16 protein-coding genes and 2 pseudogenes are annotated in these 22,420 nt (G+C 69.6%); 14 read left to right on the top strand and 4 right to left on the bottom strand.

What is annotated here, in order from left to right:
• Window positions 1-302 precede the first annotated feature (302 nt).
• A complete protein-coding gene (locus tag ACIQBL_RS29875; protein WP_401946625.1) occupies window positions 303-2,804 on the top strand; it encodes a hypothetical protein in 2,502 nt (833 codons plus the stop codon).
• 185 nt (window positions 2,805-2,989) lie between these two features.
• Here the strand turns inward: ACIQBL_RS29875 and ACIQBL_RS29870 are convergent, their stop codons facing one another.
• Window positions 2,990-3,772: a hypothetical protein gene (locus ACIQBL_RS29870; protein ID WP_401946622.1), complete on the bottom strand. Its 783-nt coding sequence runs from the start codon at window positions 3,770-3,772 to the stop codon at window positions 2,990-2,992.
• 247 nt (window positions 3,773-4,019) lie between these two features.
• On the opposite strand from ACIQBL_RS29870, the gene ACIQBL_RS29865 reads away from it, so the two are divergent.
• Window positions 4,020-4,652, top strand: coding sequence for a YcxB family protein (locus tag ACIQBL_RS29865; RefSeq protein ID WP_401946620.1), 633 nt, complete (start codon window positions 4,020-4,022; stop codon window positions 4,650-4,652).
• Window positions 4,653-5,414: 762 nt separating this feature from the next.
• Window positions 5,415-5,672 (top strand): annotated as a pseudogene (locus ACIQBL_RS29860) (dipeptidase); the annotation flags it as partial.
• A gap of 50 nt (window positions 5,673-5,722) precedes the next feature.
• Here the strand turns inward: ACIQBL_RS29860 and ACIQBL_RS29855 are convergent.
• Both ACIQBL_RS29855 and ACIQBL_RS29850 read right to left on the bottom strand, forming a co-directional pair.
• Window positions 5,723-6,415: a G1 family glutamic endopeptidase gene (locus tag ACIQBL_RS29855; RefSeq protein WP_401946617.1), complete on the bottom strand. Its 693-nt coding sequence runs from the start codon at window positions 6,413-6,415 to the stop codon at window positions 5,723-5,725.
• Window positions 6,416-6,729: 314 nt separating this feature from the next.
• Window positions 6,730-7,440, bottom strand: a pseudogene (locus ACIQBL_RS29850) (transposase); the annotation flags it as partial.
• Window positions 7,441-7,696: 256 nt separating this feature from the next.
• Between ACIQBL_RS29850 and ACIQBL_RS29845 the strand changes: the two are divergent.
• The 5 genes from ACIQBL_RS29845 (at window position 7,697) to ACIQBL_RS29825 (ending at window position 14,013) form a co-directional block, all read left to right on the top strand.
• Window positions 7,697-10,534, top strand: coding sequence for an ATP-binding protein (locus tag ACIQBL_RS29845; protein ID WP_401946614.1), 2,838 nt, complete (start codon window positions 7,697-7,699; stop codon window positions 10,532-10,534).
• Between the two features lie 112 nt (window positions 10,535-10,646).
• Window positions 10,647-11,753 carry a helix-turn-helix domain-containing protein gene (locus ACIQBL_RS29840; RefSeq protein WP_401946611.1) on the top strand — a complete coding sequence of 369 codons (1,107 nt, stop codon included), beginning with the start codon at window positions 10,647-10,649 and terminating at the stop codon, window positions 11,751-11,753.
• Between the two features lie 46 nt (window positions 11,754-11,799).
• Entirely contained in the window at window positions 11,800-12,225 is a 426-nt protein-coding gene (locus ACIQBL_RS29835) for an SsgA family sporulation/cell division regulator (RefSeq protein WP_401946608.1), read from the top strand.
• A gap of 177 nt (window positions 12,226-12,402) precedes the next feature.
• Window positions 12,403-13,215 (top strand): helix-turn-helix domain-containing protein, encoded by an 813-nt coding sequence (locus ACIQBL_RS29830; protein ID WP_401946605.1) that lies wholly within the window; start codon window positions 12,403-12,405, stop codon window positions 13,213-13,215.
• Window positions 13,216-13,656: 441 nt separating this feature from the next.
• On the top strand, window positions 13,657-14,013 hold the full coding sequence (locus ACIQBL_RS29825) for a DoxX family protein (RefSeq protein ID WP_401946602.1): 357 nt from the start codon (window positions 13,657-13,659) through the stop codon (window positions 14,011-14,013).
• A 405-nt stretch (window positions 14,014-14,418) separates the two neighbouring features.
• On the opposite strand, the gene ACIQBL_RS29820 is transcribed toward ACIQBL_RS29825, so the two are convergent.
• A complete protein-coding gene (locus tag ACIQBL_RS29820) occupies window positions 14,419-14,706 on the bottom strand; it encodes a hypothetical protein (RefSeq protein WP_401946599.1) in 288 nt (95 codons plus the stop codon).
• A 343-nt stretch (window positions 14,707-15,049) separates the two neighbouring features.
• Between ACIQBL_RS29820 and ACIQBL_RS29815 the strand changes: the two genes are divergently transcribed.
• The 6 genes from ACIQBL_RS29815 to ACIQBL_RS29790 all read left to right on the top strand — a co-directional run bounded on the left by ACIQBL_RS29815 (window position 15,050) and on the right by ACIQBL_RS29790 (window position 22,275).
• Window positions 15,050-15,742: a PASTA domain-containing protein gene (locus tag ACIQBL_RS29815; RefSeq protein ID WP_401946596.1), complete on the top strand. Its 693-nt coding sequence runs from the start codon at window positions 15,050-15,052 to the stop codon at window positions 15,740-15,742.
• A gap of 420 nt (window positions 15,743-16,162) precedes the next feature.
• On the top strand, window positions 16,163-16,630 hold the full coding sequence (locus ACIQBL_RS29810; protein ID WP_401946594.1) for a hypothetical protein: 468 nt from the start codon (window positions 16,163-16,165) through the stop codon (window positions 16,628-16,630).
• Complete coding sequence (locus tag ACIQBL_RS29805) at window positions 16,627-16,971, top strand: winged helix-turn-helix domain-containing protein (RefSeq protein ID WP_401946592.1); 345 nt, start codon at window positions 16,627-16,629, stop codon at window positions 16,969-16,971. Before ACIQBL_RS29810 ends, ACIQBL_RS29805 begins: the two co-directional genes overlap by 4 nt.
• Before the next feature lie 324 nt (window positions 16,972-17,295).
• A complete protein-coding gene (locus ACIQBL_RS29800) occupies window positions 17,296-18,069 on the top strand; it encodes a YqjF family protein (RefSeq protein ID WP_401946589.1) in 774 nt (257 codons plus the stop codon).
• A 333-nt stretch (window positions 18,070-18,402) separates the two neighbouring features.
• Window positions 18,403-21,006 (top strand): glutaminase domain-containing protein, encoded by a 2,604-nt coding sequence (locus tag ACIQBL_RS29795; protein ID WP_401946587.1) that lies wholly within the window; start codon window positions 18,403-18,405, stop codon window positions 21,004-21,006.
• Window positions 21,007-21,102: 96 nt separating this feature from the next.
• A complete protein-coding gene (locus ACIQBL_RS29790; RefSeq protein ID WP_401946584.1) occupies window positions 21,103-22,275 on the top strand; it encodes a S1 family peptidase in 1,173 nt (390 codons plus the stop codon).
• Window positions 22,276-22,420 lie beyond the last annotated feature (145 nt).

Here is a 22,420-nt window from a genome sequence, read left to right as displayed (position 1 = left end):
AGATTGTCCGTACACGAAAATGACTCTCCGAGTAGAGCTTGTTGTCCACTTGGTGAGTAAGAATACCTCGTCCCTGATTGTTCGGATGGAGGAGTTCTGCGATGAACATTGAGAAAAGAGAAAGAAGTAGTTCCGATTCGCCCGACGCTCCGGACCGATGTCGATCCGGAACAGCACATTCCCTTTCGGGCCGCGACCAACTGGTACGCGGGATCGTCAATGCCATAACGAACCCCACCGGGCCGAGAGCCGTACTGATACTCGGCACCGGCGGCACCGGCCTGAGCACCGTACTCAAACAGGTGTGCCAGGAATTCGGCGCGGACCGCACCTGGTTCGTCGCCGCGCGGCCGAGGCACCCGCACCCCACTCTCGGCACCGCGCTCAACAGCCTTCGCGCCCTCGACCGGAGCGAGCGGTCCGACCGGCCGGGCACGGTGCTCGCGATCGACGACGCGCAATGGATCGACGCCGGCACGCTCGGTCGGCTGACCTCGCTGGTCCGCGCCTCGTCCGACACAGGTCTGCGCTGTGTGTGCACGGTACGGGTCGACGTCCCGGCCGCCGCCCGTCCCCACCTGGTGTCCGAACTGGTCGCCGACCGACTCGTCGAGGTCGTCTGGCTACGACCGCTCGACGACACCGGGCTCGCCGCGCTGATCGGCGAACGCTCGGGCGCCGAACCCACCGCCGAACTCGTGCGCCACGTGGGCAGACTCACCCGGAACAGACCCAAGGCCGTCGGCATCGCCATCGACGCGCTGACCGCCGCCGACGGCATCCGCGTGGTCGACCTGCGCACCCATCTCGTCCGGCCGGACGCCATACCGACGCTGCGACCCCAGCACCGGCTCCTCCAGGAACTGCGCGGCCTCGGCGTGACCAAGTGGTCGGTAGCAAAGGCGGCGGCGGTGCTCCATCCACTCGGCGACGCCGTGCCGGAACTGGTTGCGGAGGCAACGGGCCTGTCGCATGACGAGGTCACGGACGCCCTCCGCGCCCTGGGCGCGCACGGAATCGTGCGACAGGCACGGGGCGGCGGGCGCTGGATGTTCCGGCTGCCGCTGGTGCAGCGGATCCTGATCGGCCAGACCGGCCCCTACGAACGCCGCCGCCTCGCCCAGGCCGCGGTCACGGCCGTCTGGGCCGGCCGGGCTCACTGCACCGACCCCGACTACCTCGCCGACCAGCAGGCCTGCGCCGGCCGCATGCTCGACGCGCGGCGGGTCAAGGCGGAACTGCTCGCCCACGCGCGCGCGTCGACCCGCCCCGGCACCGGTCCAGCCTCCCGCTCGGGCTCGGGTGCCAACGCCGGCGTCTGGTTACGGGTGGCCGCCGAACTCTCCTCGGACGAGACGGAACGCGTCGGCATCCTCTGGGAATCCGCGCGGTTGTTCGCCGAGCAGGGCAGGACGAGCGAAGGCCTGGCGACCGTCGAATCGCTGCTCAACGACCTCTCCGCTCAACCCGGCCGCGCCCGGTTCCTCATCGACGTCCACCTGGCCCGCATCGCGATGCTGCGCGCCACTGGCAACGATGTCACGCTCAACTGGCTGGCCCGCGGCGAGACGTGGCCCTGGGTACCCGACCCGGTGGTAAGGACCGTGACCAGAGCGGGCGCGTCGTACGCGCTGGGCCAGTGGCAGCAGGTCCGTGACCTCCTCGACGGCATGCCGCGCCACCAGGACGCGGCCCGGCGTGCCGAGGTTCTCGGCTCCCTCGCCGCACTGTGGCAGGGCGAGCCCGAGCGCTTCACCGGCCATCTGTCCGACCCCGACCAGGAGGGCTTCCCGTACACCGGAGCCCTCCTCACCCTGGGAGAACTGACCGAGGCCGAACGCATGCTGGCCCGGGGCGGCGGCCGTCCCGAACAGCTGGCCCTCGCCGACCAGGCCGTACTGGCCGCGCGGCGCGGCGAGGTCACCCGCGCGCTGGCGCTCACCCGCCGCTGCCTCGCACCCGGCGCCACCCCCGGTCCGGACCCGAGCCGGGTCGCCATGATCCAGACCGCGGCGCTGATCCTGCTGGCACGCGGTCAGTTGAGAGGCGCGAGCGAGGTCGTCGACCGCGGTCACGCCGACGGCCGCACCCCGCTGCTTCATCTGCTCGCCGTCCCACAGGCACGCGCCGCGATGGCACTCGGCGAGCACCAGCAGGCGGAGTTCATCCTCGACCGGGCCGTGAAGGACGCGTCGGCCGACGACACGGTGGCCGGCACCGACGAACTCTGGTTCGCGGCCGCACAGCTCGCCACGATGACCGGGGACCAGGACCGGCTCGCCATGTGCCTTCGTGAATCCGAAGGAGTCGCAAGCAAACTGGACACGAACCGTGCGATCACGCACAGCCTGCTCGTCCAGGCCTGCGCCGACCCGCGGTCCGGCTCCGCCGCCCTGCACGCCGCCCGCGCACTGGGCCAGCCGTTCGAACTGGCCATGGCCGTCGAACACCTGGTACGCGTCGGCGCGGCGGACCCACAACTGCTGCGGGAGGCCTACGGCTCACTCGGCCCGGCCGACGCGCTGCTCGTCCGGGCACGGATGCGAACCCTCATGCGCGACCACGGCGTCGCCGTGCCGGACCGCCGAGCCGTCGTCGAGGAGAACGAGCGGCTGCTCGCCGTGCTGGTCGCCCAGGGTTTCGGCAACCAGCAGATCTCGGTACTGCTCGACGTCAGCAGGCGAAGCATCGAATCCCGGCTGACCAGGCTGTTCTCCCGATCCGGGTACCGGTCACGGTTGGAACTGGCCATGGCCATGCTCCGCGATCGACCCGAGTCTCCCGTCGCGGTCAGGGCGAGCTGAGGACCGTCCGGACGTCAGTGGCAGCCGGCCACCCGGTCCGCGACGCGGGCCGGGTGGGACGACTCGGCACACGGCCACAGCCGTTCACGCCGGTCGGCGGCACGGCCGGCATCCGACTGGTCGTCGTCACGCCGAAGACGAGTCGGATGGGTGGTGGCCAAAGGCGATTTCTGAGGCGCCGTCGGCTACTTCAGGTTGAGCGGGTCGCCGGCCGAGGCCTTCAGCGAGGTGGTCGTGGTGCCGGGGAAGTACCAGCGCCAGCTGCCCGCCGAGGTGACGGTCACCTTGGTGCTCAGCTTCCCTACGCCGTCCGTCGTCACGGTCTTGACCGTGCTGTAGTGGGCGGCGCCCTTCTTCCTGAACTGGAGCCTGACCTGCTGCCCGGGGTACCCGTGGTACTTCAGGTCCTCCCAGTTGGCCCGCGACAGCTTGCCGGTGACGGTCACCTTGGCGTTCTTGGCGACCTTCTCGGGTGCGATCACCGCGGTGAGCCGGGCCGCGCGCTTGACCTTGTACAGGGCGATGCGGTCGGAGATCCAGTAGTCACCGTCGTTGGCCTGGACGGTGGCGCTGATCTCCCAGACGCCCGCGGTCTTGTTGCTGTCGCTGTCGCTGTAGTCGGGGATCCATGCCGGCGTGATGCTCATCGTGGCGGTGCAAACCGACGTGGTCGCCGACTTCTTCTTGCAGGACGTACCGGTCCAGTCCACGAAGCCACCGCCGGCGGCGCTGCCCGCGTTGTACGTGCTGACGTGCGAGAGCCCCTTCACCCCCGAGTTGTCCTTGACGGTGATGTCGACGGGGTAGGTGATCGTCCTCGCCGTCCCCACGATGACGTTGCCGCCGCCGTTGACGACGGTCTTCACCACCCGGACATCACCCCGCTCCTCCGCGTGCGCCCCGGTCGCCGTCGTCAGCACCAGGGCCGCGGCCCCGCCGGCCGCGGCCCAGGCCGTTCTGCCTCTCATGATCCTCCCCTTGTCGTGTGTATGCCAGGAGAGGCTATGTGATCAGGGGCGTGCCACTGTGTTCGGTTCCGGACGGCGACGGGTCCGGCAGAACGCCTCCCACGCCGTCGGCGCGATGCTGCACAGCACGACATACAAACCCACCGGCCCCGCCTCCGCGCCACCTCCGGCGAACGTTCAAGGCCTCCCCTCTTCCGGCATTGACGACTACGATGCGCGGGCTCACAGGCGCAGGGCAGGGGGCCCGATGCAGCAGACACTGACACTGCGGTACATCCCGGAGGCCGACGACCTCTTCGACGTGGTGGCCTCTTCCGTCGCGTGGCGACGTCTGCGCAACCGGGCCGTACGCAACGCGGGCGCCTCTCTCCTGCTTCTGTGGGGCTGCCTCCTGTGGCTGGCCGCCGTCAAACCAACGTGGCAGACGCTGCTGCCCGCGCTGTTCTTCGTGACGGTCTTCGCGGTGGCCTTCGTCAACTACGTCCTGAAAGCGTTCGTTTTCTCCTTCCGCTGGGGGCTTCGCCGCAAAGCACGCGCGCACTGGCGCCGTTCACCGACGATGCGGCAGACGCACCACGGAGAGATCGGACCGCACAACCTGACGCTCCGCGTGGAAGGGCGAACCTCCATCTACGACTGGTCCCACTTCGGCGGGTTCCGCGAGTCCGACCGACAGTTCGTCCTCCTCGACCGCTCGGGCAAGGCCTCCGTGGCCGTACCCAAGCGGGCCTTCTCCGACATGGCACTCGTCCCGGTCTGCCGCACACTGCTCACCCAATACCTCGCAGACTCTTCACCAACGCCCCCTGCCGCTACGTCCGCCGACGACCCACCCGCGCCCACGGACGAGCCCGGATCGCAACGCGACCAGAGCTCCTGAGCAGTCCGTGCTCCCCCCGTCGATGACCTTTCCGGTAGCGGCCGGGTCCGCGAGGTGTGCCGCGGTCTCGTCGTAGCGAGCCTGGAGACCGGTCACGAATTCGTCGATGTCCATGCAGCCGTCCGAAACCCGAGGTGGACGACTGAAGGCGCCGGGCCGCCATGAAAGGCGCTGGGCAGCGCGACCTGTGGAGGGTTCAGGTGACAACCAGGCCTCGGCAAGTTCGTCCGCCGGCGCCTCGACCGCATCCAGGGGCAGGGCCGTCAGGTCGGCGCGGCGCCCCACGGCGATACGGCCGGGCCTTCCGGTCATTCCCGCCGCCGGTGCCGCGTGCCCGTGCCGTCGGCCCTCGTGTACGTAGTGTGCGGCGGCTGCGTGGACGCGCCCGCCCCCAGTTCCGCGAAGCGGGGCACCAGGTCGTCCGACGCCGTCTCGATGTGCTCGCCGATGCCGCCCCCGCGTTCGTGGCCCCAGCCCCGGCGCCCACGCCGGTCAGGACGTGTTCGGACGCGGGGTGCGGCGGCGGAACGGGGAACCGGGCCGCCCTCCGTGTCAAGGCCCCCGGGAATCGCGCCAGTTGACGTGAAAGCTCCCGCCGGTCAACGGGCGGCCCCGCGCGACCCGGGTGAAGATGAAGGGATGCGTCACGTACCGGCCCCGGGGAGTCATTGTCGAGGCCTGTGGATGGCCGCTCGACGGATGGACCGTCTTCCCTGTGGGGTCGACGTGTTGAAGCGGATCGAGCAGGGGTGGATCCGTGCCGGCCCGGCGTACACGGCGATGGCCGAGGCAATGGCGGTCGCCTGTCCGGGCCAGGAGATGCGGTACGCCGGCCAAGGCGAGTCCATCCCGTTGTGCGACACCCTCGTATCGCTGTATCCGCTCGCGGAGATCCTGCTGATCGGCGTGAGTGAGCCGCAGGCCCGGATCCACGCCGTCGACGACAGCGTCTCCCCCGGGGAACCGGAGCGGCTGCCGGTCGCGGAGGCACTGTTCCCGTACCACTGCGCGGCCTGCTGAACCGGGCGGCTCGGCTCCCTGGGGGGCTCATGACGTCCGCCGGTTCCGGCCTAGCCGGCCCTGACCCAGGTGGCGCTGAAGTCCCTGCCGTTGCTCAGCGCGCTGACGGTGTCCTTGTTCTGGCCCGCGCCGGTGACCATGACGATCTGCGACGGGTTGGCGTCGGCGAGCGGGGCGGCCTGGACCAGGGCTTCCCGGACGGAGACGGTGCCGAAGTTTGCCAGCGGCTGGATGCAGCCGCTGTCACAGGGAGGCAGCCCCACGATGACCTCGGCGGAACTGGGCGGCGGGCCCGAGGCGGCCACGCCGGACGGGGTCTCCGTCCAGCTCCCGGTGTAGTCCAGGATCCCCATGTCGTAGGAGTTGAAGAAGGCGTTGTAGTGCGACATGGCGGTCAGCTCGTCGCCAGGGTGGACAGGGTGACTGAAGGTGTGCCGCTGATCCGGATAGAACTGGTACCAGGCGTAGTACACCGGGGTACCGTTCGAGCAGTCGGCCTCGGTGCCGATCTCCTCGACCGTGCTGCTGTTGTAGCCGTCCAGGCCCACCCAGACGCTGGAGTACTGACTGCCGGAGGCGCAGCTGACCGCCGGCTGCACCCAGGTGGCCTGGACGAGGCTGTAGGCGCCGGCAGCGGCGTACCCGGACCAGTTGGCGGTTCGCACGGTGGCCGCGCTCGCGGCACCCGCCGAGATCAGCACGGACGCGGCGGCGAGGACGAACGAGGCGAGAAAGATGCACATGCGTCTTAACAATGAGTACTCCCTGGGAGGGACGGAGGGCACGGCGACGGTCGGCTCCCGCCGCCGGATCTGCCATCATTCCGTCCCGACCCCGCGCGCGACTACTCTTCCTCAGGAGCCGTCCGGCTGACCGGGACATCGCCTGCGGGTGTCACGCCGAGTACCTCTCGGTCCGTGCAGTGGCCGCAACTCGACCAGCCTCCTCGGTGTCCTCGTTGAGGGTGACGTACAAGGCGGCGGTCTCCGAAAAAGCCGTGACGGCAGGTCCACTCATGAGGCTCACCTCGGTGGTGGGGGTGGGACAGGACGATCGGTTCGTGCAGCTCCTCCTGATCGCCGGTGATCTTCGCGACGGCCTTGGGCCACTTCGCGCCGTAGGTCTTCTCGAACGCCGCGATCGCCTTCTCGGCGTGCGCGCGGTCCCCGGCGCCGACGATCTCCTGCATCGCCTTGGTCGCGCCCGGTTGAGCGGACTGCGGAAGAGAGTTCGTGACATTTCTGGCCTTGTGAACCCGCACCGCTGATACCGGGCAGCCGGGAACACCCCGGCCAGCGCCTCTGTGGGCTCGCGCAGGCCCTCGGCCAGCGCGATCAGCTCCTTGGTGCCGTCCAGCCGGACGCGGAGCAGGACCAGCACGCACGAGTGCGCCTGCCCGAGCCGGTCTTTGGGATGCACGCCTTCTGCCCACACGTAGACGAAGTCGCGTGCTGACAGGTGCCGTTCCTGGAAGGCGGCGTGGTCGTCCTGCCACTGCTTCGTCAGCCGGGTCACGGTCGCCGCGGACAGGCCCGCCGCTCCGCCGAGGAACTGCTCCGGTGCCGGGACGAAGTCCCCAGTGGACAGGCCGTGCGGAGAGAGCAGGTGCAGCACCTCGGAGATCTTCGGCGACTGGGGCACCAGGGCGGCAGCGTCCTGGAGGAGAACCGCTTGCGCTCCCCGGTGGCCCCGTCCACCCGCCGGTCGTTCACCCGCGGAGCGCGGCGGCGAGCATCCGGGGGGCGCCCTCGCGCACGATCTCGTCGATCGGAGAGCCGGATTCGGTGGAGCCATGGGGGAAGGTTCGCTCTCACCGTTCCTCCCGGGACTGATCCACCGTAGGACAAGCCGGTTGCGACTGCGGCTTCTGCAACACAAGAGCAGGCGGGGTAAAGTCGCGGTTTTGCCATGTGGCGATGCTGTTTGTCATGGTGAGAGGCATGTCATGCTGATATGACATGCGGGCCCCTTCCTCATGTGCTGGCGTCTTCGCCTTCCGGTGCTTGATCTCGCAAGGACCCCGCTTGGACCGTTTTCAGCAACCGTTCCTGCCTGGCGGAACCGGCGGCTCGCAGTCGCCGTTGCGGGGACGGGAAGAGGAGCAGGCCCTCGTCGGCGCGCGGTTCGACGCGCTGCTCCATGGCCATGGCGGCGTCGTCTGCGTGGAAGGCCCTCCGGGCAGCGGCAAGACCCGGTTCCTGGCGGAGGCACAGGCCACCGCGGTGCGCCGTGGGCTCCGGCTGTTTCGCGGGGGTGCGGATCCCGACGGCCAGTTCGTCCCGCTGGGTCCCCTGCTGGAGGGTCTGCTGACGGGCCCGGGGTCGTTGTTCGACGTGGACAGGCTGCGTGATCTCGCGGCGGCGCCCGAGCAGCGGTTCTGGTTGCTGCAGGAGTTGCAGGACCGGCTGGAACAGGCGGCGCTCGAGACCCCGCTGGTGATCACCCTGGATGACGTCCAGTGGCTGGACGACGTGACACTGCTGGCTGTCCGCACGCTTTCGGCCCAGCTGGCTGCCCACGCGATCCTGTGGTTGGTGGCCGTCCGCAGCGGGGCCGAGGCACCGGGCGTGCGCGCGACGCTGGACACGCTGGAACGGGCCGGTGCCCATCGGCTCCGGCTCGCGCCCCTGACCGATGCCGCGGTCGCCCGGATCACCGAGGACGTGCTGGGGGCGGCTCCCGATCCCGGGACGCTGAGTGTCGCCCGGCGCGCCGAGGGTGTGCCCCTGCTCCTGGTGGAACTGCTCCACGGAATGCGCGACGAACACGGGGTGATCGTCGCGAACGACGTGGCGCGGCTGGCGGCCGGCCGTCTACCCGCCAGTTTCCAGGCCTCCGTACGGCAGCGTCTCGGGCGGCTTGCCGAACCGACCCGCGAGGTCGTGCAGACCGCGTCCGCCGTGGGCCGGAGCGTCACCGTCGCACTGCTGGCCGAATTGCTCGGCAGGCAGGCCGCCGCGCTGATCGCGCCGGTGCAGGAAGCCCTCGACTCCGATCTGTTCGTCGAGCGGGACGGTCGTCTGCTGTTCCGCCACGACCTGATCCGCGAGGCCGTCGAAGGGAGTCTGCCGGTGTCCGTACGCCGGGCGCTGCGACGCCATGCCGCCGACGTCCTGCTGGCGCGCGGTGCGCCGGTGACGGAAGCGGCGGCCCTGCTCCTGGACAGCACGGACCCCGGCGATCACGTGGCGGTGCGGTTGCTGCGGACGGCCGCCGCGGAACTCTCGGCGACCGCGCCGACGTCAGCGGTAGAACTCAGCGCCCGGGCACTGGCCCTCACCGCCGGGCAGGGCCCCGAAGGACCGGCGATCGTCGCGGAGACGATGCTCCTCCTGTGGCAGACGGGTCAGGCCGCGCAGGCCAGGGCGCTTGCCGCCTCGGCGCTGCCCGGCAGTCTGGATCCGGACACCGAGGCGCGTGTGCGGCTCGGACTGGCACGTGTGTCCAGCCAGTTCGACTTCACGGAGGCGGTCCACCAGGCTCGTACCGGAGCCGCTCTTCCCGGCATCGACGCATCGCTGCGGGCCGAACTGCTGGCGCTGCGGTGTCTGAACCTGGCCATGGTGGGAGATTTCGAGGCGACCGCCCTGGCAGTGACCGACGCTCTCCACTGTGCGGAGGAGGCTCAGAACAAGACCGCACGGGCCACGGCGATCGCCGTCGACTCGGTCGTGCGGTTCTACCGGATGGACTGGAGTGCGGCGTTCGAGCAGGCCGACCGCGCCGCGACCCTGGCCGCCGAGGTCGGGATCGAGCATTCCCTGTGGGTACCGGAGGCCTTGTGGAAGGCGTTCCTGCTGAACGCGGCGGGCCGCTCGCCCGAGGCTCTCGCCGAGTCCGAAGCCGGAGTTCGCGTCACCCAGCGGCAGGGCCAGGCGGCGGCCACCGGCCTGTGGTTGATGAACCGGTCCCGGGTGCTGCTGGATGCGGGCCGGCTGGAGGACGCGCGGGCCGAGGCTGAGGCCGCGTCCACGATGATGCAGGAACTGGGCATGGGCAACTTCGCCGACGCCACCCTCCTGTACACGCTGGGGCGCGTCGCCGTCTACACCAATGACCGGGAAGCGGCAAGGGCGTACGTGGCCGAGGGCAAGCGGATGCTGGACGACCCGGCGATCCTCGTACGCAACGTCGGCTCCTGGCTGACGGCACTGGTCGCCGACGCCGAAGACCGTCCCCGTCAGGCCATGGAGCTTCTGGACGAGGCGTTCGGCACCTTCGGCCTGGATGGCCCCTCCCTTGCCAGCCCGGACGATCCGGCCGACGCCTCCGTCTTCGTCCGCATGGCGCTACGGGCCGGCGCGCCCGAGCGTGCCGCGACCGCCGTCGCCGTCGCGGAGCGCCGGGCCGCCCTCAACCCGCGGTTCCCGATCCTGTTGGCAGCCGCCGCGCACGCCCGGGGACTGCTCGACAACGACCTCGCATCCCTGCTGCGCGCCGTCGAGCTGTACCGCGGCGTTTCCCGCCTCCTTCCCCGGGCCTCGGCGTTGGAGGACGCCGGACGCAAGCTCGCCGCGACCCGCACCCTCGATGCCGTGCCGTACCTCGACCAGGCGCTCGGCCTGTACACCGAGGCGGGCGCCGAGCGGGAAGCGGCTCGGGTCCGTCGGCGGCTACGAGCAGTGGGGGCACCCCGGCGTCGCGCCACGTCCACGGGGTTCGTGAAGGGGTGGCCGGTGCTGACCGTCTCCGAGGTGGCGGTGATCCGGCTCGTGGCGCAGGGGATGACGAACCGGCAGACCGCGCAGCGCCTCGAGATCTCGCCGCACACCGTGAGCTCGCACCTTCGGCACGCCTTCACCAAACTCGACATCACCTCCCGCGTCGAACTCACGCAGCTGGTGAGGACACGCGAACACTGAGCGTGACCGCTTGGCATCCCACGCACCCTCCAGGAACCGGACGAAAACGTGCGATGCCTCGCCCAGCCCCCGCTGCCAGGATCGGTCCTGCCCGAAGAAAAGGGAGAAGACCATGCCGCCTGACGCATCGGTTCACGATGAGGAAAGCGTCCCCGGACGCGTCTACACGACCGACTCGCTGCCGGTCCAGCACAGACGCGCCTACTGGCGAGAAGCCCTGTCCCGGACGTTCGGCGCCGTCACCATGAACGTCCCCGACGAGGTGTACTCCGGCACGATCCGCACCTCGCCGCTCGGCCGGCTCCAGACCATCACCGTGGACGGCGACTCCCTCTACGCCCTGCGCACGAACAGGCTCGTGGCGCAGGGCCGCGAGGAGGAGTGCGTGGTCGTCAAACTGCTGGACAGGGGCACCGCCAGGCTCACACAGGACGGCCGCGAGGCAGACCTTCGACCGGGTGACATCTTCGTCTACGACATGGCACGCCCCGTCCGGCTGGATCTCCCCCGGTCCTTCCGGACGAAGGCCGTCGTACTGCCACGGGACGTCCTCGGGTTGAGCGAGTCCGACCTGACGCGTATCACGGCGTCCCCGGTCCGTCCCGACTCGCCGCTGGGCGGCCTTCTGTCACCTTTCCTGACCGGGCTCGTGGACACCGCCGCGGCCTACCCTCCGCGCATCGGCGAGCTGATGGCCAGAAATGTCGTGGACCTGCTCAGCGTGCTGGTCGACGAACAGCTCGGCAGGACGATCGCCGACACACGGCGCGCAGACCGGGCACTGCTGCTGCGGATCCAGGCGTTCGTCGATCAACATCTCGCGGACCCCGATCTGGGCCCGAAGGTCATCGCCCGCGTCCACCACATCTCCCTGCGCTACCTGCACAAGCTCTTCGAGAGTGAGGACGTCACCGTGAACCGGTGGATCCAGCGGCGCCGGCTGGAGGGGAGCAGGCGGGAGCTGGCACGACGCGACGCGGCATCCCGCTCCGTCGCCGCCGTGGCCCACCGGTGGGGTTTCACCAGTGCCGCCCATTTCAGCAGGTCGTTCCGGGCCGCCTACGGCATGACTCCCAGCGAATGGCGCGGGGCGCAGAACTCCGTACAGGGAACCCCGGCCGCCACCGGTCCCCCTCCCCCGGAAAAAGCCGAATCCGATTCTTCCCCGAGCCATGTTCCGTGCGTTCTCCGACAAAGTGCACACACTGTCGAATTCTAGGATCAGCGACAGAAGAACAGCTCCTGCATCCTTATTGGGGGACGCAATGAGAAAACCTCTCTCCTCGGTCGTATGCGCGGTGACGGTCCACGTCAGCGTCCCGGACGAACTGCCGGTACCGCTGCCCGCCGAATTGCGCTACGACACGGACGACCCCTACGCCGTGTGTCTTTCCCTCGGCGCACCCCTCGCGCGGCCCGTCGACTGGGTGTTCTCCCGCGCACTGCTCACGGAGGGCCTCCGCACGCCGTCCGGCATCGGAGACGTACTGGTGATACCTCGGCGCGCCGGTGGTCTGCGCACCGTGCGCATCGTCCTGAGGTCCAACTCCGGAGCTGCAGTGATCGAGATCGCGACCCGCCCGGTCGCCGTATTCCTCCGGAAGACCGCCTCTCTGGTGTCACCGGGAACAGAGAGCCGCCACATCGACATGGACCGTGCTCTCACCGAACTCACCGCCGGCAGGGACTGAATGAATTCGGCCGGCACTACGCCGACACCAACACCGACCCGCCCCAACAGCCGGAGACCGAGCAGAGGATCCCCTATGGAAGAGCTGATATCGAAAGACGGCACAAATTCCCTGGGATGTCTGGGGATCACCGCCCTGCGATCCGATGACGGACTTCTCCTTCTCCCCCTCTGGCAGTTGAATCCACGACAGCGTGAATTCCTGCACGTCGCCATTCATGTTCGCGGCCCGATCTCCGTCTTCCATGACGGCGGCGAGGTCTTCCTGAACCCCGGCGACCTCGTCTTCTACGATCCGCACAGGCCCGGCTTCGCCCACTTCGGAGAGCACGTCCGGATGACGGTCATCCGGATTCCCCGTCACTGTCCGGGGATCGCCGAATCCGACCTTCGCCGCATCATGGGTGTGCCACTGAGCTGCCAGGAAGGTGTCCGGACGCTCGTGTCGAACTTCCTGTCCGTGCTCGCCCGCGAAGCGGAATTCCGCCGGACAGACCTCGGTGACCGGCTCGCCCGTAACGCCGCCGATCTCCTCGCCGCGGTCGTCACGGAGTTCGCCGGCGAGCCGGCCGCCGACCCGACGGACGGACGCACCCGGACGCTCAGCCATGTCCGGTCATACGTCGAACTGCATCTGGCCGATCCCGACCTGTCGCCGGAATCGATCGCGTTCGCCCACAACATCTCCGTCCGCTATCTGCACAAGCTCTTCCAGCACGAGGGCACGACAGTGAGTCGGCTGATACGACAGCGTCGGCTCGACGCCTGCCGCCGTGAGCTGGACCGGGCCCGGCATCGCAGGCTCACCGTCGCCGCCGTCGCACATCGCTGGGGGTTCACCAGCCCGTCCCACTTCAGCAAGGCGTTCCGGGACGCCTACGGCATGTCACCCAAGGAATGGCAGGCCCCGGCGTCGTCGGACACGGACACCGTCCTGACAGGACCGACATCGTGGCGTGTCGGCGAGCGGCCCGTCGGCCCGGTTCCGTGACCCGGCCGGTGCTTCGAAGGCGCCGGCGGGGAGGACCGACCGCTGGAGGGGCGACCTGCACAGCCTGCGAGTCGCCACCTGCCGAGAGTGGGGACCACTGACCACGGTCGCCCAGTGCGGGCCGTGGCGGCCGGGCACGCGACGGCGTTCCGCGGGCAGTGACTCGGTAGCCCGGGTGAGTCCCGCCAAGAGGTCGACTACGTCGCCGGACAACAGGCCGGACCGTCCCATCCGGCACCACGACCGGAGAACCCCCTCCCCAAGCCTGCGCTGCCGCACGCGAGTTGAACAGTCCCTCGCGACCCAGTCTCGCGCCGGGGCGTTAGAGACCACTCCTGCGCCCCGGTTGCCAACGCATGTCACACATCGAGTCGCTGAATCCGTCGAGGAGAACGGCATCCCACGACGGGATGCCCAGCTTCCCGCAGAAACGGAGAAACAGTGTTCGCCGCTTACGTCACGGTCACCATCCTCGGCGCGGTCTTCAACGGTGCCGCCGCCGTCACCTACCTGATCGGCCACGAATACCCCAAAACCCAGGCGGACATGAAGGGCATAGCCCGGAAGTGGGTACCGGTGCTGGGCATGCTGCTGGCAGCGGGCACCGTGGGCCTGCTGGTCGGCCTCGCCGTGCCGCTGCTCGGAACCCTGGCCGCCGCCGGTCTTGTGCTGTACTTCATCGGCGCGATCATCGCCCACCTGCGGGTGGGCTCCCGCAACATCGTGGGCGGAATCGTGTTCCTCGCCACCGCCGCGACCGCCCTGGCTCTGGGTCTGGCCGACCACGGCCCCTGGTAGCCCCAGGCCCCGGAGATCCTCCCTGGTTCAGAGGAGCCGGCCCGGTTGTCAGCGGGCAGGAGCGTCCCGAAGGGAGTCTCGTACTCGTCGCCCGACTCGGTCACGGCCACATGACCCGGTTCGGTGCTGGTCACTGCGTCCCGCAGGCGGGCGACGAGTTCGGGCAGGGGCGCCCAAGGAGCGCGGCGGCGGCTTCCGTGGCCTCCAGGCTCCCGCCGGTCCAGTCACCAGCGGCAGCCTCCAGCGCGGCATCCGAGGACGCTCGGACCGCCTCGCCGTGCTCGTTGTGGAGCGACGAATTGACCGGTTGAGGTCACCGCGCGGACCCTCGCAGGAGCCACTGACACGACTCCGGGACCAAATGGCACTGCCGTTCCGAGGCGAGGACTTGGCGAGGCGAGAAGCTCATTCCGCTGTACCCCTCCGGTCCCGCCACCGCAGCGACCATCCGCGCTCCGTCACGATCACAGTCGACACGATCGCGACCAGCACCAGCGCGAGCAACGACAGCCCCAACACCACAGCAGGGGACCACTCCACCAGCTTGGGTACCGTGTTCAGCCCGAACGAGATGCCCAGAGTCACCCACAGCCACGCCGTTCGCCGGACATTGCGCTCCTCGTGCCGCATCCGCAACACGCCCAGCATCACCATCTCCACGCCCGCCGCCAAGCCCACCCAGGACGACACCATGTCGTCCCCCTCCCCCGCCGACAGGCGGCTCAATCCCGGACAGCTGCGCACCACGGCTCTGCACGCCACCGCACTCATCACCGGACTTCGTGGGCCCGAACACCAGCCAGGGCAGAGGGGACAGAAACAGGGCGCGGAGGGCGGCACACGGACCGTAGAGCGTACTGGTCGTCGGCGACGCGAGGCTCGTTCGGCTGCCGCCGGCCGTTCCGCTGAGCGGACCCGTGGGCGACAGTCCGGTGGCGGTGTACCACGCTGGCTGGCCATCGGTCGCCGACTGCCAGGGGGCAGACCCCACGGCGCAGACCACTCGCCATGCAGAGACGCATCACAAGGGGGAGTTATGAGAGAGGCATCGAAGCCGACACGTCGCCACGTGCTCGCCAGAGCGATGGCCGAGCTGCGGAGGTGGGCGGCCCGGGTGGCACGCTCGCCCAAGGCGGTGGTGCTCGTCGTGGCGGCGCTGGTGGCCACCGCCTTCGCCGTGACACCCGCCTACGCGGACGACCCCGGGCTGAACTGCGCGGCCACCGCGACCGCCACCATCTCGGTGACACCGTCCCCCGTGGTCTACGGTCACAGCGCCCTGGTCCAGTGGAGCGCGGACTGCGTGGCCAACACCTCCGAGGACGCGCTGGAGATCAGCGGGCCGGGCTTCAACCCGACGACCACGGTCTTCCCGGTCGGCGGCGGATCGCAGTCGGTCTTCATCAGCCAGACCGGGACCGTCAGCTGGAATGTGACAGTGGTCGACACCTCGTCGGACACCGGATTCAGCAGGAGCCTGGCATCCGTCTCCGCCTCGGTCACCGGCGTCACCACCGTGCCCAACCTGCTGGGCGACACGCAGGCGCAGGCCCGCCAGGCACTTTCAACCGCCGGCTACGTCCTCGGCGGCGTCGGCACCGTCGTCGACTGCGACAACATCAACAGGGTGACCTCGCAGAACCCGAGTGCGGGCACCGTGCTGCTCCCGGGATCCTCCGTCTCGATCACGATCGGCCGGAAGCCCACCCCGCCCGCCCAGTGCCCGTGAACCAGTAGATTCCGCATCACCTTCCTGTGTGCCGGGTCCGCGATGTCCGCGGTCCCGGCACACTCCCGTGCGCGGCTACACGCAGACAGGCCGGTTGGCAGAGGGCTGCGTGACGGCCATCTCCGTCCCACCGGCCTCCCCCGGTCGGCCCGGGTCGTCGCCCGGTCTGCCATGCGCCCACCCGCGTCTTCGACGCGACGTCGAACCAGGCGACGGGGCGCGGAAGTTCCGGTGCGTCGCAAAGGTGGCCCGGTCGGCCGGAGCTTCGGCGCGGGTGACCTCCAGCGGCCAGCACTCTCCATGGCCACGCGCGCCTCCTCCACCTGGCCAACTTCCTTGTGCGACCTGCGATGTTGCGAACCTTCCGAACGGCATGTACTTTCCATTGCGGAAAGTACATGCCGTTCGATGGGGGTTGTCATGAACGACGATGCGCGGGATCTGCAGCGGCTTGAACAGCAACGGACGGCGTTGGCTGAGCGGCTGAAGCTTCCGGGGTGGTACCTGGCCGCGACCGCGGCGGTGATGGCTGCGGTGATGGCCCTGCCGTTCCTGCGGCCACAGCACATCTCCGAGGGGGTGACCCAAGGCTCATGGCTGCTGTTGATCCTGACCCAGATAGGGCTCAGCCGCCTTCTGGTCCGCACCACCGGCGTGAAGTACCGGGGCCGGAACATGACCTACCCGTCGGCCCGGCCCGTCATGTGGGTCACGCTCGCGGTGTCACTGGCATCCGTCGCCGGCGAGCACGTGCTCCTCGGAAGAGGAGATACCGTACTTGCGATCGCGCTGGTCATCGTCGTGGTGGCAGCGGTGGTGGGCATCATGTTGTGGCAGAACTCCGCGATCCGTCACGACATCCGGAAAGGACGAGCGGTATCGCGATGACCAGACCCGAAGGACGCGGGCGACTGGACGAGATCATCCATCCGGTGACCCGGCTGTCGATCTGCGGACTGCTCGCCGCCGGCCCGCAGTGGGTGGAGTTCTCCGTCGTACGGGACACCGTGGGGGTGAGCGATTCGGTCCTGTCCAAGCAGTCCCGGATCCTGGAGGACGCCGGTTACCTCGAAGTCCGCAAGGGCGCGATCGGACGACGTCCACGAACGTGGTTCCGGCTCACCCCCGAGGGCCGCACCGCGTTCACCGAACACCTCACCTGGCTCCAGAACGCCGCTCAACTCACCGCCCGACAGACAGCACCCGCCGACGGAGACCCGGAAAGCTGAACCGGCCGTCGGCGGCCGTACAGTGCGAAACCTCTAGGCAGGAAGCCGAATACGAGCGACTGGATGTCGACTTCGTCCTGTTCTCCACCACCGGCGTCTCCCCCCGGCAACATCGCCACGCAGGCCCAAGGCCACGCTGCGGACTACAGCTACTGGGTCAGCTTCTCGGTTCCCACCCAGCACAGCTCCACAGCACCGTCCGGAATCATCGCCCCCCATGGAGACTGGCTCGCGCAGTGTCCCACAGACGACTCGCCCACCACACAACGGGACATGCCCCACCCCCGCGGTAAGCCGCTCAGAGGACTTCGTGATAATGGCCGGATGCCACAGCCACCGCTCGCCGTGGAACCCGAACCCATAACGGCCGATCCCCCTCATGCCGCGGACCGGCCCCTCCTCACGCAGTCCTGGCTCGATCTGGCCTTCCTCCACTGGGCCGCCGACCCCGCAGATGTCGCCCCGCTGCTGCCGGCCGGTACCCGCCCGGACACCCTGCACGGCACCACGTACGTCGGTCTCGTCGCCTTCCGGATGCACCGCGTCGGATGGTTCCGCCTTCCGGGTGTCCCCTACCTCGGCACCTTCCCGGAGACCAACGTCCGCCTCTACTCGGTGGACGCCCACGGCCGGCGGGGCGTGGTCTTCCGTTCCCTGGACGCGTCCCGTCTGATACCCGTCGCCGTCGGACGGGCTGTGTTCCGCCTGCCGTACATCTGGTCGCGGATGGAGATCCGCCGCGAGGGCACGTCGGTCACGTACACCAGCAAACGACGCTGGCCCGGACCTCGCAGTGCGCGGAGCAGCCTGGCGATACGGATCGGCGAGCGGGTCGAGGATCCGACCGAACTCGAACACTTCCTGACCGCTCGCTGGGGCATGCACAGTGCCTTCTTCGGCCGCTCCCGGTATCTGCCGAACACGCATCCGCGCTGGCCGCTCCACCGTGCCGAGCTTCTGCACTGCGAGGAGAATCTCGTGGCCGCGGCGGGATTGCCCGCACCGGTCGGGGCACCCGTCAGCGTGCTCTACTCCCCCGGAGTCCCGGTCCGGTTCATACGCCCGCCCCGCGCCTCGGCGGGCATCGCCACGCCGTGACCCCGTCCTCGGGCAGGCCGCCCACGATGACCTCGTACCCCTGACCGGACCGCCTCTCATCACCTCACATCACCTCACATCCTGAACTCCTCCGCGAGAGGCGGGTGTTGCGCGAGGGCTGGACACGCGTCCCGTGGGGTGCTGTCATTACCGCACTTTCCGTCGCTGGAAAGGCAGTTGGCGCCGTACCCGCCCCCGCGGCGGTCAGCCCCGCGCACCGGGCCGTCCGCAGCCCCCGGTCCTGTCGGCACGAAGCATGTTCTGCCGTGACACCCCGTCGGCATGGCGCGCTGACAACGATGTCGGACTCTCGTCGCCCATCGAAGGAGCCCCATGCCCCACTCCGAAGACGACGACCCCCCTCCCTTCACCACCGGACTGCCACCCCTGTCCAGACGTGACCTGCTGCGCTGGAGCGCGGTGGCCGCCGCAGGTGCCACGGGAGGCCTCGCCATCGGTGGCTCGCCCGCCCACGCCGCCACCCGCACGGCCGCGGCTTCGACGTTCAGCCCGCTGCGCCCACCCGCCACCCCCCTCGCCGTCCGTTCCCCGTACCTGACCACATGGCTGGCCGGGGACAGCCTCGCCGGCACCTGGCCCACCTTCTGGAACGGCCGGATCACCGCGCTGGCCGGCATCGCCCGGATCGACGGCACGCCCTACGTGTTCCTCGGCGCCCCGGCGCTGCCCGGCGGCCCGACGCTCGGCACGATGACGCAGACGTCGCTGCGGCTCACGGCCACCCGGTCGATCTTCACCCTCACCGGGGGCGGCGTCACGCTGACGGTCACCTTCTTCTCGCCCGTGGACCTCGGCGACCTGCAGCGCCAGTGCGTGCCGCTGAGCTACATCGGCGTCCAGGCCGCCAGCGGCGACGGAGCGAGCCACACCGTCGACGTACACCTCGACGCCTCCGCCGAGTGGGTGCACGGCGACAACTCCACCCAGGTCACCTGGGCCAAGCGGGCGACCGGCAGCATGACCGCGCTGACCTGCCGACCGGCCGCCCCCGGAGTGCCGGCGGAGAACAACGATCAGGCGTCGTGGGGTTCGCTGGTGCTGGCCGCCCCCACCGCGAGCGGGCTGACCTGGCAGATCGGCCAGGACACCGTCGTACGGGCGGCGTCCGCCGCGAACGGGACGCTGGCCGGCACCTCCGACACCGCCCAGCCCCGCGCGATCAACGACCGCTGGCCGGTGCTGGGCCTCCACCAGAACCTGGGCACCGTCACCGCGTCCGCCCCGTCGGCGGTGTTCCAGATCGTCGTGGGCCATGTGCGCACCCCGGCGGTGAGCTATCTCGGCACGAACCTGAACCCGTGGTGGACGCACTACTGGAGTTCGTGGACCGCCATGCTCGACTGGTTCGACAGCGACCGCACCGCCGCCCTGGCCGCCGCCGTCGCCTTCGACAGGGCGATCCACGACGACGCCGCGAACGCCGCGGGCGGCGGTGACACCGGCGAACACTACGCGGCCGTCTGCGCCCTGGCGGTGCGTCAGGCCGTGGCCGGAACGGAACTCGTCGACCGGAACGGCTCGCCGTGGGCGATGCTCAAGGAGATCTCCTCCAACGGCAACTTCTCCACCGTCGACGTCATCTACCCGGCGTCCCCCGCGTACCTGCACCTCTCGCCCGCGTATCTGCGGCTGCTGCTGGAACCGCACTTCGACTACGCGGAGAAGGCGGGCTGGCCGAAGCCGTACGCCGAGCACGACCTCGGCTCCAGCTACCCGAACGCGACCGGGCACCTGGACGGCAACGAGGAGGCCATGCCGATCGAGGAGTCCGCCAACATGCTGATCATGGCGGCGGCGGTGGCCCAGCGCCTTCCGGCGGCCGACGCGGCCTCCTTCGCGACCACGCACTACGCGATCCTCCGCCAGTGGGCCGAGTACCTGGTGGCCAACGCGCTCGACCCGGAGAACCAGAACCAGACCGACGACTTCACCGGCTGGATCGCGCACAGCGCCAACCTCGCGCTCAAGGGCATCATCGGCATCGGCGCGATGAGCGCGGTGGCCAGGGCGGCGTCCGACTCCTCCGACGCGGCGCACTACGCGACGATCGCGCGGGGCTGCATCAGCCGGTGGGTCACCCTGGCCCAGGACTCCTCGGGCACGCACCTGAAGCTCGACTACGACCAGGACGGCACGTGGAGCCTGAAGTACAACGGCTACGCCGACCGCCTGCTGGGACTGGACCTGGTGCCCACCGGGGTGACCGCGCAGGAGGCAGCCTGGTACCTGTCCAAGGCGGGCACGTACGGCGTGCTGCTGGACCCGCGCAACGACTACACCAAGACCGACTGGGAGTTGTGGACCGCGGCCTGGCTGGCCGACCACACCGGCGCCCGCGACATGCTGATCAACGGTGTCTACGGCTTCGCCGACGCGACGCCGTCACGGGTGCCGTTCACCGACTGGTACGTCGTCGCCACCGGCGCCCAGCGGGGCTTCGCCGACCGCCCCGTGATCGGCGGCGCCCTCGCCCTGATGAACGCCCCGGGGGACGGTTCCGTCTCCTGGAAACGTATCCAGAACAAGAACTCCGGCAAGCTGCTCGCCGTCAGCGGCATGTCCCTGGCCGACAGCGCCGAGGTCACCCAGTACGAGGACAACGGCACCGCCGACCACCTGTGGACCGTGGTGGACAACGGCGACGGCACGGTCAAGATCTACAACCGCAACTCCGGCAAGCTGCTCGCCGTCCACGACCAGAGCACCGCCGACGGCGCCCACGTCCAGCAGTACAACGACAACGGCACCCAGGACCACCTCTGGCGCCTCGTCGACAACGGCGACGGCTGGATGAAGATCGTCAACGTGCGCAGCGGCAAGCTCATGGCCGTCGACGGAGCCTCCCAGGCCAACAGCGCCCAGGTGACCCAGTGGAACGACAACGGAACGTCCGACCACCTCTGGCGGCTCGTCTGATACACCTCCACGACTGACATGAGCACACCACATCGGAGACCGGCACCTCACAGATCCACGCCTTTCCCGCCCCACACGGAAATGAAGGAGCGTTCCATGAGAAGCCCGACGAGACTCTGCCTCGGTCTGTCCGCCCTGTTGGCCCTGGGCACCGGAGCCCTGGGTCTGTCACCCGCCGCCGCGTCGCCGTCGCAGCCGACGTCGGCCCAGGCCCTCTCCCCCGGTCTCACCACAGCCCTGCAACGGGACCTCGGACTCACCGCGTCGCAGGCCCGGACCCGGCTCAAGCAGGAAGCCGCCGCCACCAAGCTCGCGCCCCGGGCCGAACGGGCCGCGGGGCAGGCCTTCGGCGGATCCTGGTACGACTCGGCGCACGGCACCCTCGTCGTCGGACTCACCGACACCGCCGGTGCGGCGGCGGACTCCGTACGGTCCACCGGCGCCAGGGTCGTGCGGGTCGCGCACAGCGCACGCGTCCTCGACGCCACGAAGACGGCACTCGACAACGTTGCCAGGACGGACGGCGCCCCCGCGACCGTCCGGAGCTGGCACGTCGACCCCCGCACCAACAGCGTGGTGGCGGACATCCGCAGGGGCGCCGAACACAGCGCCGCCGTAACGGAGTTCCTCGCCCCCGCGCGCAGGACGGGGCTGCTCAGCGTCCACAGCGTCGCCGCGCAGCAGGCGCCCCGGACCTTCGCCGCGGGCACCGTCGGCGGCGACCCCTACTACATCAACGGCAACACCCGCTGCTCCATAGGGTTTTCGGTGGTCGGCGGCTTCGTCAGCGCCGGGCACTGCGGCACGGCCGGCAGCTCCGTGGCCGGCTGGGACGGTTCGGCGATGGGCACCTTCGCCGGCTCGTCCTTCCCGGGCAACGACTACTCGTACATCCGGATCGGCAACGGGTGGTGGACCGTCCCGGTCGTGCTCGGCTGGGGCTCCGTCAGCGACGTCCTCGTCCGCGGCTCCGCGGTGGCACCGGTCGGCTCGTCGATCTGCCGCTCCGGCTCGACGACGCACTGGCACTGCGGCACCGTGCTCACGCAGAACGAGACCGTCAACTACAGCCAGGGCTCGGTCTACGAGCTGACCGGCACCAGCGTCTGCGCCGAACCCGGCGACTCCGGCGGCTCGTTCATCACCGGCGACCAGGCCCAGGGGGTGACCTCCGGCGGCTGGGGCAACTGCACCAGCGGCGGCCAGACCTGGTTCCAGCCGGTCAACGAAATCCTCAACACCTATGGTCTGACGCTCGTAACCGCCTGACTCTCCGCGCCGCCGCGAGACGGCCCGACGTACCCGTGCGATCGGCCGGCAAGCCGCTGCCCCCGACCGGGCACCGGCGTGCCGGCCGATTCGACACCCCGGAACTCACAGGGCACTGCCGCGCTCCTCCGTCACACGCTTCCCA

Origin of the sequence: Streptomyces sp. NPDC088350, from assembly GCF_044753545.1 — a bacterium.
GTDB lineage: Bacteria > Actinomycetota > Actinomycetes > Streptomycetales > Streptomycetaceae > Streptomyces.
This window is presented reverse-complemented; position numbering and strand designations above follow the sequence as displayed.